Origin of the sequence: Parachitinimonas caeni (genome assembly GCF_030129945.1) — a bacterium.
GTDB classification, from domain to species: domain Bacteria; phylum Pseudomonadota; class Gammaproteobacteria; order Burkholderiales; family Chitinimonadaceae; genus Parachitinimonas; species Parachitinimonas caeni.
This window is the reverse complement of record NZ_JARRAF010000011.1, coordinates 73,075-94,006: the sequence shown is the minus strand read 5'-3', so window position 1 is coordinate 94,006 and position 20,932 is coordinate 73,075. Positions and strand designations below refer to the sequence as shown.

General features: G+C 54.2%; 23 protein-coding genes and 1 tRNA gene. 16 read left to right on the top strand and 8 right to left on the bottom strand.

Annotated features, from left to right (window positions below):
- Positions 1 to 112 precede the first annotated feature (112 nt).
- From PZA18_RS11420 to purT, 3 genes are all read right to left on the bottom strand, one after another.
- Entirely contained in the window at positions 113 to 595 is a 483-nt protein-coding gene (locus tag PZA18_RS11420; protein WP_284100975.1) for a periplasmic heavy metal sensor, read from the bottom strand.
- 130 nt (positions 596 to 725) lie between these two features.
- Positions 726 to 1,118 (bottom strand): group II truncated hemoglobin, encoded by a 393-nt coding sequence (locus tag PZA18_RS11415; RefSeq protein WP_284100974.1) that lies wholly within the window; start codon positions 1,116 to 1,118, stop codon positions 726 to 728.
- On the bottom strand, positions 1,118 to 2,320 hold the full coding sequence (gene purT / locus PZA18_RS11410; protein ID WP_284100973.1) for a formate-dependent phosphoribosylglycinamide formyltransferase: 1,203 nt from the start codon (positions 2,318 to 2,320) through the stop codon (positions 1,118 to 1,120). Before purT ends, PZA18_RS11415 begins: the two co-directional genes overlap by 1 nt.
- Before the next feature lie 641 nt (positions 2,321 to 2,961).
- Between purT and ccoS the strand changes: the two genes are divergently transcribed.
- The 16 genes from ccoS to iscX all read left to right on the top strand — a co-directional run bounded on the left by ccoS (position 2,962) and on the right by iscX (position 15,859).
- The gene (gene ccoS / locus PZA18_RS11405) at positions 2,962 to 3,129 is read left to right on the top strand and encodes a cbb3-type cytochrome oxidase assembly protein CcoS (protein WP_284100972.1); all 168 of its coding nucleotides are present in this window, start codon (positions 2,962 to 2,964) and stop codon (positions 3,127 to 3,129) included.
- Between the two features lie 625 nt (positions 3,130 to 3,754).
- Entirely contained in the window at positions 3,755 to 5,227 is a 1,473-nt protein-coding gene (gene ccoN, locus PZA18_RS11400; RefSeq protein WP_284100971.1) for a cytochrome-c oxidase, cbb3-type subunit I, read from the top strand.
- A gap of 17 nt (positions 5,228 to 5,244) precedes the next feature.
- Positions 5,245 to 5,859: a cytochrome-c oxidase, cbb3-type subunit II gene (gene ccoO, locus PZA18_RS11395; RefSeq protein WP_284100970.1), complete on the top strand. Its 615-nt coding sequence runs from the start codon at positions 5,245 to 5,247 to the stop codon at positions 5,857 to 5,859.
- 3 nt (positions 5,860 to 5,862) lie between these two features.
- Complete coding sequence (locus PZA18_RS11390; protein WP_284100969.1) at positions 5,863 to 6,042, top strand: cbb3-type cytochrome oxidase subunit 3; 180 nt, start codon at positions 5,863 to 5,865, stop codon at positions 6,040 to 6,042.
- Between the two features lie 5 nt (positions 6,043 to 6,047).
- Positions 6,048 to 6,974 (top strand): cytochrome-c oxidase, cbb3-type subunit III, encoded by a 927-nt coding sequence (gene ccoP / locus PZA18_RS11385; protein ID WP_284100968.1) that lies wholly within the window; start codon positions 6,048 to 6,050, stop codon positions 6,972 to 6,974.
- Positions 6,975 to 7,116: 142 nt separating this feature from the next.
- Complete coding sequence (ccoG, locus tag PZA18_RS11380) at positions 7,117 to 8,571, top strand: cytochrome c oxidase accessory protein CcoG (RefSeq protein WP_284100967.1); 1,455 nt, start codon at positions 7,117 to 7,119, stop codon at positions 8,569 to 8,571.
- A gap of 41 nt (positions 8,572 to 8,612) precedes the next feature.
- Entirely contained in the window at positions 8,613 to 9,128 is a 516-nt protein-coding gene (locus tag PZA18_RS11375) for a FixH family protein (protein ID WP_284100966.1), read from the top strand.
- A 312-nt stretch (positions 9,129 to 9,440) separates the two neighbouring features.
- The gene (gene iscR, locus PZA18_RS11370; protein WP_284100965.1) at positions 9,441 to 9,929 is read left to right on the top strand and encodes a Fe-S cluster assembly transcriptional regulator IscR; all 489 of its coding nucleotides are present in this window, start codon (positions 9,441 to 9,443) and stop codon (positions 9,927 to 9,929) included.
- 35 nt (positions 9,930 to 9,964) lie between these two features.
- Positions 9,965 to 11,176 (top strand): IscS subfamily cysteine desulfurase, encoded by a 1,212-nt coding sequence (locus tag PZA18_RS11365; protein ID WP_284100964.1) that lies wholly within the window; start codon positions 9,965 to 9,967, stop codon positions 11,174 to 11,176.
- 102 nt (positions 11,177 to 11,278) lie between these two features.
- Complete coding sequence (gene iscU, locus PZA18_RS11360) at positions 11,279 to 11,662, top strand: Fe-S cluster assembly scaffold IscU (protein WP_284100963.1); 384 nt, start codon at positions 11,279 to 11,281, stop codon at positions 11,660 to 11,662.
- Positions 11,663 to 11,716: 54 nt separating this feature from the next.
- Positions 11,717 to 12,040 (top strand): iron-sulfur cluster assembly protein IscA, encoded by a 324-nt coding sequence (gene iscA / locus PZA18_RS11355; RefSeq protein WP_284100962.1) that lies wholly within the window; start codon positions 11,717 to 11,719, stop codon positions 12,038 to 12,040.
- A 63-nt stretch (positions 12,041 to 12,103) separates the two neighbouring features.
- A complete protein-coding gene (gene hscB / locus PZA18_RS11350; RefSeq protein WP_284100961.1) occupies positions 12,104 to 12,637 on the top strand; it encodes a Fe-S protein assembly co-chaperone HscB in 534 nt (177 codons plus the stop codon).
- A gap of 185 nt (positions 12,638 to 12,822) precedes the next feature.
- Positions 12,823 to 14,685 (top strand): Fe-S protein assembly chaperone HscA, encoded by a 1,863-nt coding sequence (hscA, locus tag PZA18_RS11345; RefSeq protein WP_284100960.1) that lies wholly within the window; start codon positions 12,823 to 12,825, stop codon positions 14,683 to 14,685.
- A 129-nt stretch (positions 14,686 to 14,814) separates the two neighbouring features.
- Positions 14,815 to 15,153, top strand: coding sequence for an ISC system 2Fe-2S type ferredoxin (gene fdx / locus PZA18_RS11340; RefSeq protein WP_284100959.1), 339 nt, complete (start codon positions 14,815 to 14,817; stop codon positions 15,151 to 15,153).
- 2 nt (positions 15,154 to 15,155) lie between these two features.
- Positions 15,156 to 15,659, top strand: a complete 504-nt coding sequence (locus PZA18_RS11335; RefSeq protein WP_284100958.1) for a YbaK/EbsC family protein — start codon at positions 15,156 to 15,158, stop codon at positions 15,657 to 15,659.
- A complete protein-coding gene (gene iscX, locus PZA18_RS11330) occupies positions 15,656 to 15,859 on the top strand; it encodes a Fe-S cluster assembly protein IscX (protein ID WP_284100957.1) in 204 nt (67 codons plus the stop codon). The genes PZA18_RS11335 and iscX overlap by 4 nt, the downstream gene beginning before the upstream one ends.
- Positions 15,860 to 16,064: 205 nt before the next feature.
- Here the strand turns inward: iscX and PZA18_RS11325 are convergent.
- The 5 genes from PZA18_RS11325 to PZA18_RS11305 all read right to left on the bottom strand — a co-directional run bounded on the left by PZA18_RS11325 (position 16,065) and on the right by PZA18_RS11305 (position 20,794).
- Positions 16,065 to 16,140 (bottom strand) — tRNA-Asn (locus tag PZA18_RS11325).
- A gap of 64 nt (positions 16,141 to 16,204) precedes the next feature.
- Positions 16,205 to 17,794, bottom strand: a complete 1,590-nt coding sequence (locus PZA18_RS11320) for a DUF3369 domain-containing protein (protein WP_284100956.1) — start codon at positions 17,792 to 17,794, stop codon at positions 16,205 to 16,207.
- The gene (locus PZA18_RS11315; RefSeq protein ID WP_284100955.1) at positions 17,781 to 19,346 is read right to left on the bottom strand and encodes a sensor histidine kinase; all 1,566 of its coding nucleotides are present in this window, start codon (positions 19,344 to 19,346) and stop codon (positions 17,781 to 17,783) included. The genes PZA18_RS11320 and PZA18_RS11315 overlap by 14 nt, the downstream gene beginning before the upstream one ends.
- 253 nt (positions 19,347 to 19,599) lie before the next feature.
- On the bottom strand, positions 19,600 to 20,280 hold the full coding sequence (ung, locus tag PZA18_RS11310) for a uracil-DNA glycosylase (RefSeq protein WP_284100954.1): 681 nt from the start codon (positions 20,278 to 20,280) through the stop codon (positions 19,600 to 19,602).
- A complete protein-coding gene (locus PZA18_RS11305) occupies positions 20,270 to 20,794 on the bottom strand; it encodes a PilZ domain-containing protein (RefSeq protein WP_284100953.1) in 525 nt (174 codons plus the stop codon). Before PZA18_RS11305 ends, ung begins: the two co-directional genes overlap by 11 nt.
- Positions 20,795 to 20,932 lie beyond the last annotated feature (138 nt).

The following is a 20,932-nucleotide window of genomic DNA, read 5'->3' as shown; positions in this document are numbered from 1 at the left end:
CAAAGAGCCAACCGTTAACGGGTTGGCTCGCAATATTGAAGCAAGAGAGGCCTGTCGACTGCTCGTCGCAGAGATGGAGAGATAGTACTTTTTAATCAAAAGGCTATAAACATCACCGCACATGCATGCCGTGCATGCGCATCCTTTCCATACGGCTCATTCCCTGCTTGATGTAACGGCTGGCAATTACTTTCTGATCAGCGGAAAGACTGGCATACAACTTCAGCCATTTCTCACGCCCATCTTTGTGCGCGGCCTGCGCTGCGGCCATATTTTGATCCATCAAGTCCGAGATCTTCTGCAAGTCGAGGATGTCTTTGGACTTCTCCGTCTGGATCTGCTCATGCACCAGCTTCATTCGTTCTTGCATTCCCTGCCGGTTGGCTTTGGATGACTTTTCGGCATCCTGCCACAGCGCCTCCTGCGCAGCAGATAGCTTGAGTTCATCATGCGCTGCTTTCAGCTGGGACTGCAGCGTGCTTATCCGAAAGTGTCCAGCTGCGTTTGACTCATGATCCGGCGCGGAATAAGCAATACCACTGGCAAGTACGCTCAGAGTCAGGGCAAATGAAGTAATGAGGGTTACGGCTTTCATGGTGGCCTCCTGAGGCGGAAATTCGTTGAATCGACAGCCTCATCCTAAGCCCGCTTTGTAACCCAGATTTTTCGCGCCTGCTGTCAGTTGTAAACGAGCGTTTCCAAAACATACCGACGCGAATCACCGCTTATTGGTTGCGCATGAAGTCCGCTGTCCGGAACAGCGCTTCTTCCAGATGGTCGCGCAGCGCCTGTTCCATCGGGGTTTCATCAAGTGCCTGATACATGCATATCAGCCAGGCATCTCTGGCTGACTCATCAATTGCAAACGGCAGATGACGTGCCCTGAGCATTGGGTGTCCGTAGCGCTCCATGTACAGCGAAGGCCCGCCAAGCCAGCCACTCAGAAACATAAACAGCTTGTCGCGGGACGAGGTCAAATCGGCAGGGTGCATGGCCCGAATCGCGGCGGCACGAGGATCGCTGTCCATCAAGTCATAGAAGCGGTCTACCACCCGCCGCACAATCGCCTCCCCGCCCAGCAGATGATATGGCTGAGAGGCCTGATCTGGATGTGTCATCACGCTTCTCCTGATACAGGGCGAACCAAGGATGCCGCATGGCGAGCTCTCTCTCTGGCCTGATCAATCGATTCCCCAGCTGCAACCGCAACCCCCATGCGCCGACGGGCAAAAGACTCCGGTTTACCAAACAGACGCAAGTCGGACATCGGAATCGCCATGGCTTGTGCAATCCCTTCAAACGCAATCGCCTTCGCTTCCAACTGCCCATAGATGACCGCGCTGGCTGCCGTATTGCGTAAGCCGGCATCGACCGGCAACCCCAAAATGGCACGAGCATGTAGCTCAAACTCCGACAAGCGCTGGCTGGCCAAGGTCACCAAACCTGTATCGTGCGGGCGCGGGCTCACTTCCGAAAACCATACCTGATCGCCTTTCACAAACAGCTCGACCCCATAGAGCCCGCGCCCACCCAGATTATCGGTCACCGCTTTAGCGATCTCTCGTGCGCGCAACAGTGCTGCCTGCGACATCGGCTGTGGCTGCCAGCTCTCAACGTAATCACCCTGCACCTGAAGATGCCCAATCGGCTCACAGAAGTGCGTCTCGATCCCGCCATCCGCCCCCCGAGCACGAACCGTCAACTGCGTAATCTCATAATCAAAATCAATGAAACCCTCGACAATGACACGCCCGCGATCAACGCGCCCGCCGCTCTGGGCATAAGACCAGGATTTAGCCAGATCGTCGGGATTCTTTGCTACGGACTGACCCTTGCCCGAAGACGACATGACAGGCTTGATAACACAAGGGAATCCAACCACTTCCGCAGCTTCCTGCAGTTCTTCCAGGCTGGAAGCAAAACGATATGGAGAGGTCGGCAGGCCCAGCTCTTCTGCGGCAAGGCGCCGTATTCCTTCTCGGTTCATGGTGAGATTGGCGGCACGGGCCGTCGGGATCACTTCAGCCACGCCTTCGCGCTCGATTTCCAGCAAGAGCTCAGTAGCGATTGCCTCGATCTCCGGTACGACAAAGTGCGGCCGCTCCCGCTCAATCAGTTCACGTAGCGCGGAAGGATCCGTCATGTCGATTACATGGTGGCGATGGGCAAGCTGATGAGCGGGCGCATGGGGATAGCGGTCAACCGCGATGGTTTCAACACCCAGCCGCTGCAGGGCAATGACAACTTCCTTCCCCAGCTCGCCACTACCCAACAGCATGACTCTGACGGCAGAAGACGAAAGTGGTGTTCCGAGGCGCATGAAAACTCCTAGATTGTTGATCAGTTGGCTGGCCAGTGAGGTATCCCAGCCAGAATTGGGCAGCAATGTAGCAAAGGATGCGCACCATTGCATCGCCACCAAGCTCGCACTGCCCGTTCTTGGCCATATTGTTTGAATGAGTGATACCTGCTCGGAAAAACCCCATTTATCGATAGATAGCACAGAGCAATTGCCGGAACTTCTAGTTCATATTATCCATTCCCGCAAAAAGGAAAATTATTCCCACGCCTCAGAATTTATCAGCAAATTTGATCAGGACATTTCCAATACAGAGGAAATCAGAATTTCCTAATTTAGCATTATCTAAATTTGCATGTCATTTTAACTAAGCCAAATGGAAGTTAATTTAACTTAAATGAGCAAGCTAAACAGTCAATAGCATTTTTCTATTTTCGCACGATCATAAGCAATCTCGATTGATGAAAACCCAGAGGACTTCTCGTGTACCCCGGCAATTCTGGGTAATGAAACTTACCGAAATGTCAAAACTCTTAAATCCATGCATGCATGGCACTATGCCAATTGACCAGGGAGTTATCCACAAGTCAGATCCGCCGAGCGTGCAAGGTACTCTGATAACCGCCTGTGTCTGGATAAGGCGGCTATGTCAGAATGGATGGATGCAAAGCCTCTATCTTCTGATTCCCCTGTCCGTCCTGTTGGCATTCCTGATCGGCGCATTGTTCTGGTGGGCATCGCGCTCGGGCCAGTTCGACGACCTTGAAGGGCCTGCCCACCGCATACTGCATGACGATGACACCCCTCCCCCTCTCGACAAGGAGTCATGAGTTGTCATCCAACCCGGCACCCGTGCAAGAAACATACTGGGGTAAGTTCTTTACAGCGGTGCCAGCCTTGGTCCGATACCTTATTCAAGAGGCAGGATCAGGTCATCGCGACAGAGGTCAATAAGGTCTGTGTTGCGTTCTTGGCCACAATCACGGGGCGGCTCTCAAGTATCGAGTCACTTTTTTCGCGAGAGCATCAGTGTTAGCTAATGTATTTACCCAACATTTGTTACCACATCGCCCGATTGACTAGCAAACACTCCTCTGAAGTACTACAACGCCTTATCCATATGAATTAACTAATCTTTCTCGATAAAGCAGGTTAATTTCATGCACAGCTGTCAAGCGGTATAGTAAGCAAATCATCATACATGCGGCGATTTGTCGCACCTTTCCCACAGATCCCCCCCTTTAAAATTGCTGCGACGCAACACTTCTTGACCCTGCCAACTTGATCTGGGTCAACACGGGCCCAACCGCCCAGCCTTACATTTGTTTGACGTTTGTGGTGTCGCCGCACCGCTATCCTTTGCCCTTCCTATACTGAGGGGCACACCGCCACGAAGTACTACGGTGGCGATTTTCTATTGCGTCGAATCGACTTTGCCACTTTTGGAGAACCTCAATGCAAGCCAACCCCGCATCCCACCCCGATACAAGGGGACGCGGTCAAGCCAGCCCGGGAGAAACTTACAACTACCGGGTCATCAGGCAATTTTCGATAATGACCGTCGTCTGGGGCATCGTAGGTATGTTGGTCGGTGTCATCTGTGCCGCACAGATGACTTGGCCTGAACTGAATTTCGGTCCCTGGTTCCATTTCGGTCGCCTGCGCCCATTGCACACCAACGCGGTGATCTTTGCGTTTGGCGGCTGCGCCCTGTTCGCCACTTCTTACTATGTTGTGCAGCGAACAAGCCAGGTCCGGCTGATTTCCGATGCGCTAGCTTCCTTCACGTTCTGGGGCTGGCAGTTGGTAATTGTGGCCGCCGCTGTCACGCTGCCATTGGGGATTACCTCAGGCAAGGAATACGCCGAACTCGAATGGCCAATCGACATCCTGATCACACTGGTCTGGGTTGCCTATGCAGTGGTGTTCTTCGGCACACTGGCCAAGCGCAAGATCAAGCACATCTACGTAGCGAACTGGTTCTACGGCGCTTTCATTCTGGCTGTTGCCCTGCTGCACATCGTCAATAGCCTGGCCGTGCCCGTTTCAATGTGGAAGTCCTATTCCGTCTATGCCGGCGCCGTCGATGCAATGGTTCAATGGTGGTATGGCCATAATGCTGTGGGCTTCTTCCTGACCGCAGCGTTCCTCGGCATGATGTACTACTTCGTGCCCAAGCAGGCTGGTCGTCCGGTATTTTCCTACCGCCTGTCCGTAGTTCACTTCTGGGCGCTGGTATTTACCTACATGTGGGCGGGTCCGCACCACCTGCACTACACCGCCTTGCCCGACTGGACACAAAGCCTGGGTATGGTGTTTTCGCTGATTCTGCTGGCACCCAGCTGGGGCGGCATGATCAACGGCATCATGACGCTGTCGGGTGCCTGGCACAAACTGCGTTCTGACCCCATTCTGAAGTTCCTGATTACCGCGCTTTCGTTCTACGGCATGTCCACCTTCGAAGGTCCGATGATGTCGATCAAGACTGTAAACGCCCTGTCTCACTACACGGATTGGACAATCGGTCACGTTCACTCCGGCGCCTTGGGCTGGGTCGCGATGATCTCGATCGGCTCAATCTATTACCTCATTCCTCGTCTGTTTGGCCGTGACTCCATGTGGAGCGTTCGTCTGATTGACACGCACTTCTGGCTGTCAACAATTGGCGTGGTGCTCTATATCGCCGCAATGTGGATTGCTGGGGTTACACAGGGCTTGATGTGGCGTCAGACCAACCCCGACGGTACCTTGGCTTATGCCTTCATCGAGTCAATCAAAGCAACCTACCCCTACTACATTGTGCGGGTAACGGGGGGCGCGCTGTATCTCCTCGGTATGTTGCTGATGGCCTACAACGTTGCACGTACCGTTATGGCGGGCCGTGCTGAAGACGCAGCAATCCCAGCTGTGGCACCTGCTCACGCCTGATTGGGAGAACATCAGACATGGAAAAAATACAGAAACTGATCGAAGAGCATGTTGGCTACCTGATCGTGCTCACGATTCTGATCATCAGTGTCGCAGGTCTTGTTGAGATCGTGCCTTTGATGTTCCAGAAATCCACCACCGAGGCCATCCCCGGCGTAAAGCCATACAACGCCCTGCAACTGGCCGGGCGAGATGTTTATCTGCGCGAGGGCTGTTACAACTGCCACTCCCAGATGATTCGCCCCTTCCGGGCAGAAGTCGAACGCTATGGCCACTATTCGGTTGCAGGGGAGTCTGTTTACGACCACCCATTCCAGTGGGGCTCGAAGCGCACCGGTCCTGATTTGGCGCGTGTGGGCGGCCGTTACTCCGATGAGTGGCATCGAGTTCACCTGATGAACCCTCGGGACGTTGTACCTGAATCCAACATGCCGGCCTTCTGGTGGCTGGCCAACAACAAACTCGAAGGTAGTCGTGTTGTTGCCAGCATGACCGCCTTGCGTAAGGTTGGTGTGCCGTATACCGATGGGGACATCAAGGATGCGCCTGCTGCTGTCGAAGGCAAAACCGAGATGGATGCTGTCATTGCCTATCTGCAAGGACTGGGACTAGCCCTCAAGAACGTGAGGTAAATCATGGATCAGAACCTGTTGCGTGAAATCGTAACGCTGGCTGGCTTTATTTGCTTTGCCCTGATTTTCTTCTGGGCCTGGGGCAAGCCAGCGCAAGCAAAGTTCAAAGAGGCTGCCCAGCAACCGATAGACGATGACGACACACCCAAGCCCGGCAAGCGCCTGGGACGCGGATTGGAGTAAAAAGAATGGAAGACTTTAGCAGCGGTTTTTGGGGAATTTACATTGCAGCAATCGTGGTCATTTCCCTGGCTGGCTTGCTGTACCTGCTGCGCTCACAAAGCGTGGTCAAGCTACCCAAAGGCCAGAAAGCAGATGTCACTGGTCATAAGTGGGATGATGATCTGGAGGAGTACAACAATCCTTTACCTCGCTGGTGGATGTGGTTGTTTTATCTGACCATTTTCTTCGCGATTGGCTATCTCGTCTTGTATCCAGGGCTTGTTGTCTGGAAGGGAAGCAACAACTGGACTGCTGCCGGGCAATTCAAACAGGAGCGCGACAAGAAGGACGCCGAAATCAAACCGCTGTACGACAAATTCATGCAGCAGGATGTGGTTGCGGTATCCAAGAGCACAGAAGCACGCGAAATCGGTCAGCGTCTTTTCATGACCTACTGTATCCAGTGTCATGGCTCCGATGCACACGGCGCCAAAGGTTTTCCGAACCTGACCGACGATGACTGGCTCTACGGCGGCTCCCCCGAAAAAATTGTTGAAACTATCAGCAATGGTCGTGGTGGCCAGATGCCTGCGTTTGGTGCCCAGTTTGGCGAAGAGGGCGTGAAGGATGTTGCCAACCACGTCCTGAAGATCGCTGGAAAAAAATTCGATGCCGAACGTGCAACACGCGGTGAAGCCAACTTCAAGACCGTTTGTGCAGCCTGTCATGGTCCGGACGGGAAAGGAAACCAAGCAATTGGTGCGCCGAATCTGACGGACAAGACATGGCTATATGGCGGCTCTGAAACAACCATCATCGAAACCATCACCAACGGTCGGAAAAATTATATGCCGGCATGGAAGGAGTTCCTGGGTGATGCCAAGGTGCATTTGCTGGCGGGCTACGTCTATGGCTTGTCACATCAGGAAGGCGAAGCAGCAAAAGCCAAATAACGCAACGATGTAGTTATTGGCATGGGGCCGATAGCCAGTTAACCGGCTATTGGCCCCGCCGCGCCAGTCACCCCGCTTCATACAGACGCTTGTCGCAAACAGGCCCCTCCGTTTGCTTGCGACAATCGTTTCAGGAGTCACCATGTCGAAGAATGAGTTCAAGGGCATTCCCATCAAGGTAGTTCCGCCTGCGTCAGAGCCAGCCGAGGTGGAAATGGAACAGGTGGCGCTCTATGAGACACACAAGAAAATCTACCCTCGCTGGGTTACCGGCCGCTTCAACAACTGGCGCATCTTCTTCGTTATTGCAACTCAACTATTCTTCTATGGCGTCGCCTGGCTTCAGTGGAATGACCGGCAGATGTTGCTGTTCGATCTGGTAAACCGGAAATTCTTTGTCTTCGGTTTTGTTTTCCTGCCACAAGACTTCATCTACCTAACCTCCCTCCTCCTGATCAGCGCTTTGGGGCTTTTCGTCTGGACCTCAGTCGGCGGGCGACTATGGTGCGGGTACGCATGTCCACAGACCGTCTACACGGAAATTTTCCTGTGGATGGAGAAGTGGATTGAAGGGGATAGACCTGCTCGAATCAAGCTCGACAAAGCACCAATGTCAGCGCATAAATTCAGGCTGAAAGCGACCAAGCACTTACTCTGGATACTGTTTTCAATCTGGACCGGCTTCACCTTCGTCGGTTACTTCACACCTATTCGCGATCTGCTGGCCGCCGTCCCGACTCTTTCATTTGGCCCATGGGAAACCTTCTGGGTGCTTTTCTATGGTTTCGCCACTTATGGCAATGCCGGTTGGATGCGTGAACAGGTTTGCAAGTACATGTGCCCCTACGCTCGTTTTCAGAGCGCGATGTTCGACGCGGATACGCTGATTATCAGCTATGACGCAGAACGCGGCGACCCGCGCGGCAGCAGACGTTCAGGTACCGATCACAAGGCCGAGGGGTTGGGCGATTGCATTGACTGCACCATTTGCGTGCAAGTATGCCCCGTCGGAATCGATATTCGTGACGGCCTGCAATATGAGTGCATCGGCTGCGCCGCCTGTATCGATGCCTGTGACGGTGTCATGGATAAGGTGGGCTACCCAAGAGGCCTGATTCGGTACACCACAGAAAAAGCCCTGTCGCATGGCTATCCAGAAAAGGATTTCGTCAAGCACATTGCCCGTCCAAGGGTGATTGGTTATGGATTGATCCTGCTTACTGTCACATCAATCATGGCCGCTTCGCTCTACATGCGAGTCCCCCTTAAAGTCAATGTGATGCGGGATCGTAATGCGCTGGTTCGCGAAACCGACGAGGGTTTGCTTGAAAACAGCTACCGGCTGAATATTCAGAATGCTGACGAGAAACAGCATCGCTACGTCATCCGCGTGGGTGGATTGCCTGACGTAAAAATCGAAGGTGATACCCGGCGAGAGATTGTAGTAGGGCCAGCTGAAGCGGAAGTTGCCAGTGTTCGAGTCCAGGTGGAGCCGCAACATGCGACACGTGGCAGCAAAAAGATCTGGTTTGAAGTGCAAGCCGTCGATGCGCCTTCCATTTCCGTAAAGGAAAAAGCCGCCTTCATCGGTCGCTGATGCCCAACTTGAACCTTGAAATATATACAAGCAAGAATCCTATGAGTTCACAACAAGCCCTCAAGCACGAAGCCTGGTACCAACATCGATGGCCTTGGCTACTGGCGGCCGGCCCCGCAGTCGCGGTAATCGCCGGAATCGCCACTTTCTGGCTCGCATTCAAATCGGATGATGGTTTGGTTGTTGATGACTACTACGTTCGAGGTAAAGAAGTCGCCAAAGACATTCACCGGATCGAAGCAGCCCGCTCTTTAGGAGTTGACGCGCAGGTCATGATCGGAGCAGACGGAAAAGATCTACGGGTCATGCTGACAATGAAACAGGCACTACCATCGCAGCTTCTACTGAGACTGGCTCACCCTACCCGGTCTGAGCATGACAAGCTGGTGCCACTGACTTTGAAGAATGGTTTCTACAGCGCCACCCTGGATTCCCCACTTGCCCAGCAAAAATGGCTAGTGTCCCTCGAATCCTCGCAGCCAAGTCCTTGGCGCCTCAGCACTCAAGCCGCATTGGGGGCTGGTGGATTTGTGTCGATTCGGTCATCAACCACGTGATGTGGCTCTTTGGTTAAACGGGAAGATTATTCGCATCAACACCTCCTGCCAATGGAAGCCGATCTCGCTAGCGCAAGGTCGGCTTTCGGCTATTTGGTAGTACCCAACAGCCACAGATTCATTCGCCCGCATCAGAGTCAACCTCTTTCAAAGCAAGTCGCGAACAGGTTCCAATAGTTGACTAAACCACTATGGTATATGGTTGACTAAAACAGTGGGGTATTCTATAGTTTGCGTTGTTTGCAAAGGTTTGACGCCCTTTCAAGCACCCTTGGCAACCAACAGGCGCATCACTGAGAGGCTCTGTCACCCATGCGACTCACCACCAAAGGCCGTTTTGCGGTTACCGCCATGCTTGACTTGGCTCTGAGAGAACGGTGTGGGCCCGTTACCCTGGCAGGCATCAGCGAACGACAGAAGATTTCGCTCTCATACCTTGAACAGCTCTTCGGCAAACTGCGCCGTCGCGAATTGGTAGAAAGTGTCCGCGGGCCGGGGGGTGGCTATTGTTTGGCCAAGAACCCTGAATTGATTTCCGTTGCAGAAATCATCACTGCCGTTGATGAGCCGCTAGATGCTACTCAATGCGGGGGCAAAGAGAACTGCTTGGAAGAAGGTCGCTGCATGACCCATGACCTGTGGGCTAACCTCAATCGCACCATTTATGACTACTTGGCATCCGTAACCCTGGCGCAACTGATAGAGCGACAGCGCCAGAAAGAAGGTTGCGAGGTAACCATTTTGCAAGATCAACGGGATAAACGTCGGGGCCGCAGCTCGGCATTGAGCATCGAAGCCTGAGTACCAACCGATCCGAAAACTGGAGAAAACACACCATGTCAAAGCGCCCCATCTACCTCGACTATTCGGCGACGACACCGGTCGATCCGCGTGTCGCGGCAAAGATGATTCCTTTTCTGACCGACAACTTCGGCAATCCTGCCTCACGCTCACACAGCTACGGCTGGGAAGCGGAAGCGGCCGTAGAAGAGGCCAGAGAGGAAGTGGCCAGACTGGTCAACGCAGACCCTAAGGAAATTGTCTGGACTTCAGGTGCAACCGAATCTGACAACCTTGCCATCAAAGGCGCTGCGCACTTCTATCAAAGTAAGGGTAAGCACCTGATCACCATGAAGACCGAGCATAAAGCAGTGCTCGATACCATGCGTGAGCTGGAACGCGAAGGCTTCGAGGTTACCTATCTCGACCCGAAACCCGATGGCTTGCTGGATCTTGACGCATTTGTAAATACCCTGCGGCCGGACACCATTGTGGTGTCGATCATGCATGTCAACAATGAAATCGGGGTGATTCAACCCATTGCAGAGATTGGTGAGATCTGTCGCAGTCGCGGCATCATTTTTCATGTGGACGCAGCGCAGTCCACCGGCAAGGTAGCAATAGACCTGGCCGCGCTGAAAGTTGATCTGATGAGCTTTTCGGCCCACAAATCCTACGGCCCCAAAGGCATTGGCGCCTTGTATGTCCGCCGCAAGCCAAGAGTCCGACTCGAGGCTCAGATGCACGGTGGCGGGCACGAACGTGGCATGCGGTCTGGCACCTTGGCCACACATCAGATCGTCGGCATGGGTGAAGCATTCCGAATTGCGCGCGAAGAAATGCCTACCGAACTGGAGCGCATTCAGATGTTGCGGGACCGTCTTTGGGCTGGGCTCTCCAGCATTGAAGAGGTTTACGTAAACGGGACAATGGAACAACGCATTCCGCATAACCTCAACGTCAGCTTTAACTATGTTGAAGGCGAATCATTGATCATGGCAATCAAGGATCTAGCCGTATCCAGCGGATCGGCCTGCACGTCCGCCAGTCTCGAACCTTCATACGTCCTGCGTGCGCTCGGTCGTTCTGATGAGCTGGCACATTCATCGATCCGCTTTACCCTTGGCCGCTTTACAACGGTCGAAGAAGTTGATTTTGCGGCGGAATTGCTCAAGCAGAAAATCGGCAAACTGCGTGACCTTTCCCCGTTATGGGAAATGTATAAAGAAGGCATTGATCTAAATTCTGTGCAGTGGGCTGAACACTAAGCCCAGCTGTTTCACCGAACCCGATATTTACGAAACATTGCAGGTTCCCTTCCTAGTAATTCGTGCTGCACCAGATGGGAAGTGGGCTTCAGGAGTATTGAGATGGCATATAGCGACAAAGTAATCGATCACTATGAGAATCCACGCAACGTAGGCTCGTTTGACAAAGGTGACGGGTCTGTCGGTACCGGAATGGTCGGCGCCCCCGCTTGCGGCGATGTCATGAAGTTACAGATCAAGGTCAACGAACAGGGCGTCATTGAGGATGCAAAATTCAAGACCTACGGCTGCGGCTCAGCGATTGCATCTAGCTCGCTGGTAACGGAATGGGTCAAAGGAAAATCGCTTGATGAAGCACTCGCCATCAAGAATACCCAGATCGCCGAGGAGCTGGCTCTGCCCCCTGTCAAGATCCACTGCTCGATTCTGGCGGAAGATGCCATCAAGGCAGCCATCGCTGACTACAAGAACAAGCACGGTAACTGACTAGTCCGGTCACCCCTCTGCTCATGCGCGCTTAGTTTGAAATAGGTGAATCTTATGGCTCTGACACTTTCCGAAAAAGCAGCCAATCATGTTGCAAATTTTCTTGCCAAACGAGGCAAAGGTGTTGGCGTGCGCTTGGCCGTCAAGACCTCAGGTTGTTCTGGAATGGCTTACAAGCTTGAGTTTGTTGATACGCCGATTCCCGATGACTTGGTATTCGAGAGTTTTGGCGTGAAATTATTCACCGACGCCAAGAGCCTGCCCTATCTAGACGGAACTGAGTTGGATTTCGTCAAGGAAGGTCTGAACGAAGGTTTCAAGTTCAACAATCCGAATGTAAAGAACGAGTGCGGCTGTGGTGAAAGTTTCAATGTGTGAAGCTATACATTGCAATAAGCGCACCAGCCTGAACGGCCGACTTCCTGATCGCATTCGAGAACCATGAGCTTCGACTTCTCCGATAATCACTTTTCACTATTCGGTCTGCCCGTTCAATTCCGGCAAGATGTAGTAGACATTGAAGCGGTGTACCGTACTCTGCAAGCTCAGTACCACCCAGACCGCGCCGTGACGGGTTCAGATTCTGACAAACGATTCGCTCTGCAGGCTGCAACGCACATCAATGATGCCTTTCATACTTTGAAGTCGCCCTTGGCGCGAGCTAGATATTTGCTGAAGCTGCAAGGTTTTGATACCCAGGAAGAAACCAACACCTCAATGCCTGCTGATTTCCTGATGCAGCAGATGGAATGGCGTGAAGCGATTGCTGAGGCAAAGCAAACCCACGATCTAGATGAATTGGAAGCACTGGCAACCCAACTTCGGTCCGAATCCCGCAGTCTAACTACTCTGATCGCCGGACTGATAGACGACAAGCAAGACTTCAATCGTGCTGGGCTGGTCGTGCGCAAGCTGCGCTTTATCGAGAAGCTTGAGCAGGAAATAGGTGATGCCATCGAAGCACTTCTAGACTGAACGGAAAAGCGCCAGCCTTTCGTCAATGCTCATGGATGCCCTCCGCATCAGGATAAACAATCCGTTTTAGCCTTCTTGCTGCGTACTACCCCCTAACCTTACCCACCGCCTGGATATGGCGGTCACCAGGCTTTGATGACGTAAGGTTTTCCGATCCAAACTCCAAGAATCCCGAGACTATAGTCATGGCCCTGCTCCAAATTGCCGAACCCGGCCAATCTACTGCCCCCCATCAGCACCGCCTCGCTGTAGGTATTGACCTCGGTACCACCAACTCTCTGGTCGCGACCGTCCGTAGTGGCTCCGCCGTCGTTCTGCCGGATACGGCAGGATTTGGTTTAGTTCCCTCCGTTGTTCATTACACGGCGGACAACAGCGTGACGGTCGGCCATTTAGCACAAGCGCGCCAGATTGACGATCCCCGCAACACCATCGTTTCTGTGAAACGCTTTATGGGCCGAAGTGTAGCGGACCTGCCAGATGCCTCCTCCACTCCATACCGCTTTGTGGATGCGCCTGGCATGCTGAAAATCAAAACCATTGCTGGCGAAAAAAGCCCGGTTGAAGTCTCTGCCGACATTCTGCGCGAGCTGCGAATCAGAGCAGAACAAAGCCTGGGTGGAGAGCTGGTTGGCGCGGTTGTGACTGTCCCCGCTTATTTTGATGATGCGCAAAGGCAAGCGACCAAGGATGCAGCACGGCTTGCAGGATTAAATGTTCTCAGGCTGTTGAATGAACCCACTGCGGCTGCAATCGCATACGGTCTCGATAATGCCGCAGAGGGGATCTATGTTGTCTACGACTTGGGCGGCGGCACATTTGACGTTTCCGTCTTAGAACTGACACGCGGAGTGTTTCAGGTACGTGCCACATCAGGCGACTCATCACTCGGCGGAGATGATTTCGATCAGCGCCTGTATTGCTGGATTCTGCAGCAGGCGGGCCTCACCACCCCTTCCGATAAAGATATGCGGCTTCTGCTATCCCGCGCCAGGGAGGCCAAAGAGCTGCTCACCGACCACCACACAACCCGGATTACCGCAGTACTCAGCGATGGCGAGGCCATTGATCTGGAATTATCGGCGGAGACATTTCAGACCATCACCGCCCAATTGGTGCAGAAAACCCTTACGCCAGTGCGCAAAGCACTCCGCGATGCGCAGCTTGCCACTGAAGACGTCAAAGGTGTTGTGCTGGTCGGTGGTGCCACCCGCATGCCACACGTTCGCAAAGCCGTCGCCGACTATTTTAAGCGAGAACCCCTCACCAATCTGGACCCCGACAAAGTGGTCGCTCTTGGTGCAGCCATGCAAGCGAATGCTTTGGCCGGTAACCGTGGGGATGAAGAGTGGCTGTTGCTGGACGTCATCCCCCTCTCTCTTGGTCTCGAAACCATGGGTGGGCTGGTCGAGAAAATTGTGCCAAGAAACAGCACAATTCCCACTGCGCGCGCGCAAGAGTTCACCACATTCAAGAATGGTCAAACCGCAATGGCCATTCATGTGCTACAAGGCGAACGCGAGTTGGTACAAGACTGCCGCTCGCTCGCACGGTTCGAGTTGCGCGGCATTCCGCCAATGCCTGCAGGTGCCGCACGTATTCGCGTCACTTTCCAGGTTGATGCTGACGGCTTGCTTGCTGTTTCCGCTAAAGAACAGATCAGCAATGTCGAAGCCAGTATCATCGTCAAACCCTCCTACGGATTGGCAGACCACGAAATTGCTCAGATGCTGGAAGACTCCATGCAGAATGCAGAGCAAGACAAAAATGCGCGCAACCTGCTCGAAGCGCGAGTGGAGGCCCAGGCTTTGCTTGATGCAACACGCAGTGCCCTGGCAACCGATAGCGCACTCGTCTCGCCGGATGAGCACGGCAACATCATGCAGTTACTCACTCAGCTCGAAATTTGCCAGCAAGGTGAAGATATTCAAGCGATACGTGAAGCTACCGAACAGCTGAATAGAATCACCGAGCCTTTTGCCGCTCGTCGCATGGATGTTGGCGTACGCAAGGCGCTGGCAGGTCAACGTATAGATGAATTGGGCTAAGAGCGTTCTGCAGCAGAACCTGCCACCCAATACCCACGAAGCCATACTTTCAAATCTTAAGTAGCACCGGTAGCAAGACCTGGCACCAGTACTGGCTGGGACCACTTGCCATCCGCCGAAAGGGAAAACATGCCGCAAATTGTTGTACTACCCCACGCCGTACTCTGCCCGGATGGTGCCGTACTGGAAGTAGAACCCGGCACCAGCATCTGCGATGCCTTGCTTGAAAATGAAATCGATATCGAGCACGCCTGCGAGAAGTCCTGCGCCTGCACGACTTGTCACATTGTGGTTCGCGAGGGTTTCGAGACCTTGGGCGATGCCGACGAGATCGAGGAAGATTTATTGGACAAGGCATGGGGCCTGGAGCCGACCTCCCGACTCTCCTGTCAGGCAATTGTTGCAGACGAAGATCTGGTCGTTGAAATTCCCAAATACACCATCAACCACGCCTCGGAACGTCACTGAACATGGACAATTCCTCGACAAGCCAAGGTAGCTCCGCTCGGGTAGCCAGCGCTCTTGCCGCCAAGGGAGTGCGCTTGGAAATACGAGAGTTTCCAGCTTCCACCCGAACTGCCGCTGATGCGGCTGCGGCAATTGGTTGTGACATCGCGCAGATTGCCAAATCAATTATTCTGCGCAGCACCCTGTCGAATCGTGTAGTTCTGGTGATTACATCGGGCACCAATCGGGTGGATGAAGCCAAAGTCAGTCAGCATGTTGGCGAGCCCCTGACCAAAGCTGATGCTGAATTTGTGCGAAACAAGACAGGCTTTTCGATTGGCGGTGTTGCGCCGGTCGGTCATCTTGAACCACCTATCGTGTTGATGGATGCAGATCTGCTGCAATACGAATCGGTCTGGGCAGCTGCCGGCACCCCAAACAGCGTTTTCTGCATTACTCCTCATCAGATGACCGTTGTTGTAGATGGGTTGGCCATTGTTGACATCAAGCAGGAGAACCAAGCATGAAGTGGACTGATTCGCGCGACATCGCCATCGCCCTGGCCGACACATACCCAGATATCGACCCCCGAACCATTCGATTCACCGAGCTGATGAACTGGGTGTTAAAGCTGGAAGGATTTAGTGACGACCCTAAGCATTGCGGCGAGAAAATTCTGGAAGCCATCCAGCTAGCCTGGATGGATGAAGCCGACCTGGATAATTAACCCTGGCCAAGCAAGCTGTGATGCGATAGCCGTAGAAATTTACGCAATGCCCACCTCTTCGGTGGGCATTTTTCTGGCATATGTGAAAGGGGTATTCCTGAAGCAGGCGCTGACTCTGGAGGTGGGCACAAGCAAATCAGACGCAGTACGTGGCGGGCGGATCTTAAAATGCAAAAAGCCCGGTTAAACCGGGCTTTTCTAAATTTGGCTCCCCGACCTGGACTCGAACCAGGGACCTGCGGATTAACAGTCCGTCGCTCTACCGACTGAGCTATCAGGGAAAGGACGTGCAGTATAAAAAGGCTCGGGGGGTTCGTCAAGCGTTTTCTAGTAAATCGTAAAAACCTATCCTTCAGATGAGCAACTATTTGGTGGTTGCTCTCTGACCAGTTCAAGAAACACGTCAATCACGTTTGGATCAAACTGGGTGCCAGAGCGATCCTGAATGTACTTGATGGCTTCTTCCAGCGGCCAAGGTTCTTTATAGGGCCGTTTATGAATCAAGGCATCAAACACATCAACCACCGCCACAATGCGGGCAGACAGGGGGATAGCGTCACCCTTGCGACGATTAGGATACCCCTGACCGTCATAATGTTCATGGTGCCCCCCTGCTATTTCGGCCCCCATGGAGAGGTAGCTGGTTCCCTCCACCAGTCCAGCAGATTTCTTCAGAATAGAGGCGCCAACCTTTGCATGCTGTTCCATGATGACGCGCTCATCCGGGTCGTGCCGGCCCGGTTTGAACAGCACATGGTCGGGTGTGCCGACCTTGCCGACATCATGCAGGATGCTGGCCATGCCAATCAGCTCCAGAAAACGCGGGGTAATCTGCTCAACGTAAAGCCCTTTGCTTTTCAGCCTCTGGGCAATTGCTGTAGACCATCGCTGCACACGCTGCACATGCTCACCGGTATCGTTATCCCGGTATTCGGCCAAATCAGCAAGGGCGACCACTGTCGCCTCCTGCGCTCTTTGCATTTGTGAATAGAAGTACAGATTGTCGAACGCGGCAGAAATGCGATTGCAGTAGACCTCCAGCAAGTCGCGCTCGACTTCGGTCAGTGGCCAAGGGGGGGTGAAGTACACTACGAACTCTCGCCCTGACTGCGTCGGAAAGTACAGCACCTCATTCGGATGATCAAAAATGCTGCGCCGCTCGTTGGCGGCACGCGCCAGCATTGGATATACCGGATGATTGTTGCCGATCCGCCCGGAGTCGGCGAGGTCCGAAAACATGCCGGTACCGCCGATCACCTGCAAGTCTGGCGAGTCAGGCTGGCGGGGTTCTGCAACGCAGAGTATGCCTTCGGTACCCACATTCAATATGGCACCAATCTGCTTGAGCACCCCCGACGCAAATTCTCGCAGCGAGTGCAGCTGATACAGATTGGATGAGCCTTCCAGGATCTTGCTCAAACCCTGTCGGCTGCGTTCGAGGGCCAGCAAGGTCTCGTAGGAACGCAGAGAAGAAATCACCGTGGTATAGAGCTTTTGCGCGGTCAGTTCAGTCTTGGCTTTGTAATCATTGATGTCATAACCAAGAATCACTTCCTGCTCAGGCGCCTGCCCTGGCTGACCGGTACGCAGCACGATCCGGGTCAGCTTGTTGCCCAACTCCTCACGAATCCGCTTGACCAGCTTTAGCCCGGCGTCTTCGGTTTCCATCACAACATCCAGCAACACCAGCGCAACGTCAGGATGTTCCTGCAATGCCCGGAATCCGCCTTCCGCACTCATCTCGCCAAGAATGGACAAGCCGCGTCCCGCATACTCCACACTACGAATTGCCAGCTTGGTAACCGAATGGATATCCGGCTCGTCATCTACGACCAGCACCTTCCAGGGGGCCAGTGCGGGCCCTTGTGCAACCGGATGGGAGACATCGTCCACCAGCCAGTCTTCATCGTCGCTTGAAGCATCATTCGCCGCCATGATTAGGTTCTCCAGGCGTTGGGGCTGCCAATGGCAGCGTCAGAATAAACAGTGTTCCTTTGCCCACCACGCTCTTCACCTGAATCTGCCCACCGAGCTTCTTGGTGATGATGTTATATACGATATTCAGACCCAAGCCACTGCCGCCGGTGCCACGCCTTGTCGTAAAAAATGGCTCAAAGATCCGGGGTAAGTGTTCGGGAGATATGCCACGTCCGTTATCCTCAAACTCGATAACCACGCGCTCATCCTCCTTCTTGGCGCGAATGGTCAGCAAGCCGGCTTGCCCTTCTTCAAACGCATGCATCAAGGCATTCATGGCAAAGTTGGTAACTACCTGGGCGAATGCCCCTGGGTAACTATCCACGCGGATGTCTGCCCTGCATTCATTCTTGATCGCCACCGAGGTACGTTTGAATTTGGGGCGCAAACTGGTGATGATCTCGTCGATATAACCACCAACGTCGAAATAACGACGTGCCTCGCTGGTCTGGTCTACCGCCACCAGCTTGAAGCTCTGGATCAGATGCGCGGCACGCTCGGCATTGGCCAGAATCAGCTCGGAAGATTCGCTGGCCGTCTCGGCATAAGACAAGACATCGGACTTCTTCACCGCCCCGCCATCCACCGCCTGCTTGAACTTGCGAGTTTCCTGCGCAAGCAAGGTGGCACTGGTCACCGTCACGCCCACCGGCGTATTGATTTCGTGTGCAACGCCTGCCACCAGGCTACCTAGCGCAGCCAGTTTCTCGGCTTGGACCAGATTGTCCTGGGTAGACTTCAGCTCATCGTAGGCTTTGCGAATCTGGTCTTCAGCAACCGAGCGTCTTTCAAGATCATCGGCCAGGCGCTGAGAAATGCGGTTGAAGCCGCGCGCCACCTCACCCAGCTCATCCTTTCGCACCTCAGGCAGCTGGATCTCACCCGAGCTGTCGGTGGCTTCGGCTGCCGTGTTCAGCGCTTCCTTGAGCTGCCGCAGCGGGCTTAGCACGTTGCGGGAGAGGCTGATGGACAGAGCAGCCAGCAGCACCAGGTCCAGCAAAACAATTTCGACGAATTTATAAAGCACTTGAACCCGCAAGGCGCTGTTCATCTCGTCACGGCTCAGATAGGCCACCGCCCGTCCAATTTCTGCATTTTCATTGCCTCGCTGATAGCTGAGATGAAATTCCAGCTTGTCGAGCGAAGCATCTTTACTGCCAGCCCCCCGTTTGGCCATCAGGGTATTCTCTTCGCCGTACACCTCGATACCCCGCACCGGGCTTTTGATCTCGGCCTCGATGTTCTGCTCGATCTTGCGGGTATCCAGATCCCAAATCGGTGGCGGCAAGCTGATTTTCAGGCGCTCACGCAGCCGCTGCTGGATTTCCTGATACTGCTCTTCCAGTACATGACGAGTATTGAAATACGAAACCATGCCCGAAACCGTCAGCAGTAGCGTGACGATCAGGACAAACAGCAGATTAAGACGAAAGCCTATGCTTGATTGCCAAAGACGAAACATGCCGGTGTCGCCGGGAGGGTGAATATCGAGGGGCCCATCAAGATCCATCCCTCTCGGCGCTGGCCAGACGGGAAGCCGCGCCAGGCATCAGGAAGGGTTGACTGCGCCGGGGCCTCCCTTCAGCAGCCAATCCTGATCGGAACGTGCGGCAAGATCTCGAATAGGTTCCAAACCCGTGCAATAAGTGAGCACTCATGTACGAGCTTAGACTGTGCCTGCAGCAAGTAAAGACTCGTCTTCAGTGGCGCAGCACTTTTCGCATGACGGCCCAGCTTCCCGACCGGCATCGCGAATCGGTGGCTCAAAGTTGCCAGTTGATAGTCTGGCTGTGGCGGCTGGAGAGGTACTGATTGGCCTTGGAGAAATGCTGATTACCCAGAAAGCCCCGATAGGCCGATAAGGGCGAGGGGTGAGCCGAGCGTAGAATCAGGTGGCGATCAGCGTCGATCAAGCCTGCTTTGGCTTCGGCATAGGCACCCCAGAGCATGAAGACTATCCCTTGGCGTTCCTGCGCTAGCTTGCTGATCAAGGCATCGGTAAAGCGCTCCCAACCGCGCTTGCGGTGTGAGCCTGCGGAGTCCGCCTCCACCGTCAGGACACTATTGAGCAGCAACACCCCCTGCCCGGCCCAGGCATCGAGGCAGCCATGAGAGGGCATCGCGATGGCCAGATCACGCTCGATTTCCTTGAAAATATTCATCAGTGAAGGAGGTGGCCTGACGCCAGGCGGTACCGAGAAGCTCAAACCGTGGGCCTGGCCGGGTCCGTGGTAAGGGTCTTGCCCCAGGATCACCACCCTAACTGCTTGCGGGTCAACCCGCGACAGCGCAGCAAACCAATGTTCGACGGCCGGGAATATCTGCTTGCCGGCTGCCAGCTCGGCAGCCAGGAAGTGCTGTAGTTGGTTGAAGTAGGGTTGAGTGGTTTCGGTCTGTAACCACGCCTGCCAGGATGAGGGCAGTGCGGGAAATTCAAATGCCATGTTCGGCCTTTCTGATTCGCTGGATTTCTCGTCGATGCCGACGAAATACGGTTTTATCTACCCAGTCCTGCAGTGCTTCGTCGTCGATCGCGAATCGCACCTGCAACTGGTACCCCTGCGGGTGTGGCTGACACGTTTCTACGACGGTGTCCAGCCGTAACGCCTTGGCCAGCCGATCTGCCAGCCAGACAGACCATACGCCCCGCTCCCCCGGCGTTAGCGGATGCGGACTGATGAACCGCGCCCCTTCGCAGGACAGGCTGATCGGCACTGCAGGCGGTGGCGGTGATTGGGCACTCAACAACTCGCTGAGTAAATGCAGGCAAAGATCCACCCTCGCCTCCAGCGCCTGCCAGTGCTGATCATCCGGTCGCATCACCTCTTCAACGCCCGGCTGCGCCGACTCCAGCATGGCCAGCACGCGCAGCAGCAATTTGGCGTCATCGGCAACGGCATGCTGCCCAACCTGCCAGCCGCAGGGGGCAAACAACTCAACGCTGATTCCTGTATCCATCTGCACCTCCACGGCCTCCTCGCCATCAGCGCCCTCGTACAGCGCCCTTCACTCTGCCTTGGCCCTGTTGACGGTCTGTTTTCCGGTCGCGCCGGGCCAAGTTTTGAAGCGGGGCAAAGCAGGGTGCGCACCGTTTAG

Excerpts from the sequence above, each read along its gene's own strand:
- PZA18_RS11420 (WP_284100975.1), bottom strand. The coding sequence starts at position 595 with ATGAAAGCCGTAACCCTCATTACTTCATTTGCCCTGACTCTGAGCGTA.
- PZA18_RS11415 (WP_284100974.1), bottom strand. The coding sequence starts at position 1,118 with ATGACACATCCAGATCAGGCCTCTCAGCCATATCATCTGCTGGGCGGG.
- purT (WP_284100973.1), bottom strand. The coding sequence starts at position 2,320 with ATGCGCCTCGGAACACCACTTTCGTCTTCTGCCGTCAGAGTCATGCTG.
- ccoS (WP_284100972.1), top strand. The coding sequence starts at position 2,962 with ATGCAAAGCCTCTATCTTCTGATTCCCCTGTCCGTCCTGTTGGCATTC.
- ccoN (WP_284100971.1), top strand. The coding sequence starts at position 3,755 with ATGCAAGCCAACCCCGCATCCCACCCCGATACAAGGGGACGCGGTCAA.
- ccoO (WP_284100970.1), top strand. The coding sequence starts at position 5,245 with ATGGAAAAAATACAGAAACTGATCGAAGAGCATGTTGGCTACCTGATC.
- PZA18_RS11390 (WP_284100969.1), top strand. The coding sequence starts at position 5,863 with ATGGATCAGAACCTGTTGCGTGAAATCGTAACGCTGGCTGGCTTTATT.
- ccoP (WP_284100968.1), top strand. The coding sequence starts at position 6,048 with ATGGAAGACTTTAGCAGCGGTTTTTGGGGAATTTACATTGCAGCAATC.
- ccoG (WP_284100967.1), top strand. The coding sequence starts at position 7,117 with ATGTCGAAGAATGAGTTCAAGGGCATTCCCATCAAGGTAGTTCCGCCT.
- PZA18_RS11375 (WP_284100966.1), top strand. The coding sequence starts at position 8,613 with ATGAGTTCACAACAAGCCCTCAAGCACGAAGCCTGGTACCAACATCGA.
- iscR (WP_284100965.1), top strand. The coding sequence starts at position 9,441 with ATGCGACTCACCACCAAAGGCCGTTTTGCGGTTACCGCCATGCTTGAC.
- PZA18_RS11365 (WP_284100964.1), top strand. The coding sequence starts at position 9,965 with ATGTCAAAGCGCCCCATCTACCTCGACTATTCGGCGACGACACCGGTC.
- iscU (WP_284100963.1), top strand. The coding sequence starts at position 11,279 with ATGGCATATAGCGACAAAGTAATCGATCACTATGAGAATCCACGCAAC.
- iscA (WP_284100962.1), top strand. The coding sequence starts at position 11,717 with ATGGCTCTGACACTTTCCGAAAAAGCAGCCAATCATGTTGCAAATTTT.
- hscB (WP_284100961.1), top strand. The coding sequence starts at position 12,104 with ATGAGCTTCGACTTCTCCGATAATCACTTTTCACTATTCGGTCTGCCC.
- hscA (WP_284100960.1), top strand. The coding sequence starts at position 12,823 with ATGGCCCTGCTCCAAATTGCCGAACCCGGCCAATCTACTGCCCCCCAT.
- fdx (WP_284100959.1), top strand. The coding sequence starts at position 14,815 with ATGCCGCAAATTGTTGTACTACCCCACGCCGTACTCTGCCCGGATGGT.
- PZA18_RS11335 (WP_284100958.1), top strand. The coding sequence starts at position 15,156 with ATGGACAATTCCTCGACAAGCCAAGGTAGCTCCGCTCGGGTAGCCAGC.
- iscX (WP_284100957.1), top strand. The coding sequence starts at position 15,656 with ATGAAGTGGACTGATTCGCGCGACATCGCCATCGCCCTGGCCGACACA.
- PZA18_RS11320 (WP_284100956.1), bottom strand. The coding sequence starts at position 17,794 with ATGGCGGCGAATGATGCTTCAAGCGACGATGAAGACTGGCTGGTGGAC.
- PZA18_RS11315 (WP_284100955.1), bottom strand. The coding sequence starts at position 19,346 with ATGGATCTTGATGGGCCCCTCGATATTCACCCTCCCGGCGACACCGGC.
- ung (WP_284100954.1), bottom strand. The coding sequence starts at position 20,280 with ATGGCATTTGAATTTCCCGCACTGCCCTCATCCTGGCAGGCGTGGTTA.
- PZA18_RS11305 (WP_284100953.1), bottom strand. The coding sequence starts at position 20,794 with ATGGATACAGGAATCAGCGTTGAGTTGTTTGCCCCCTGCGGCTGGCAG.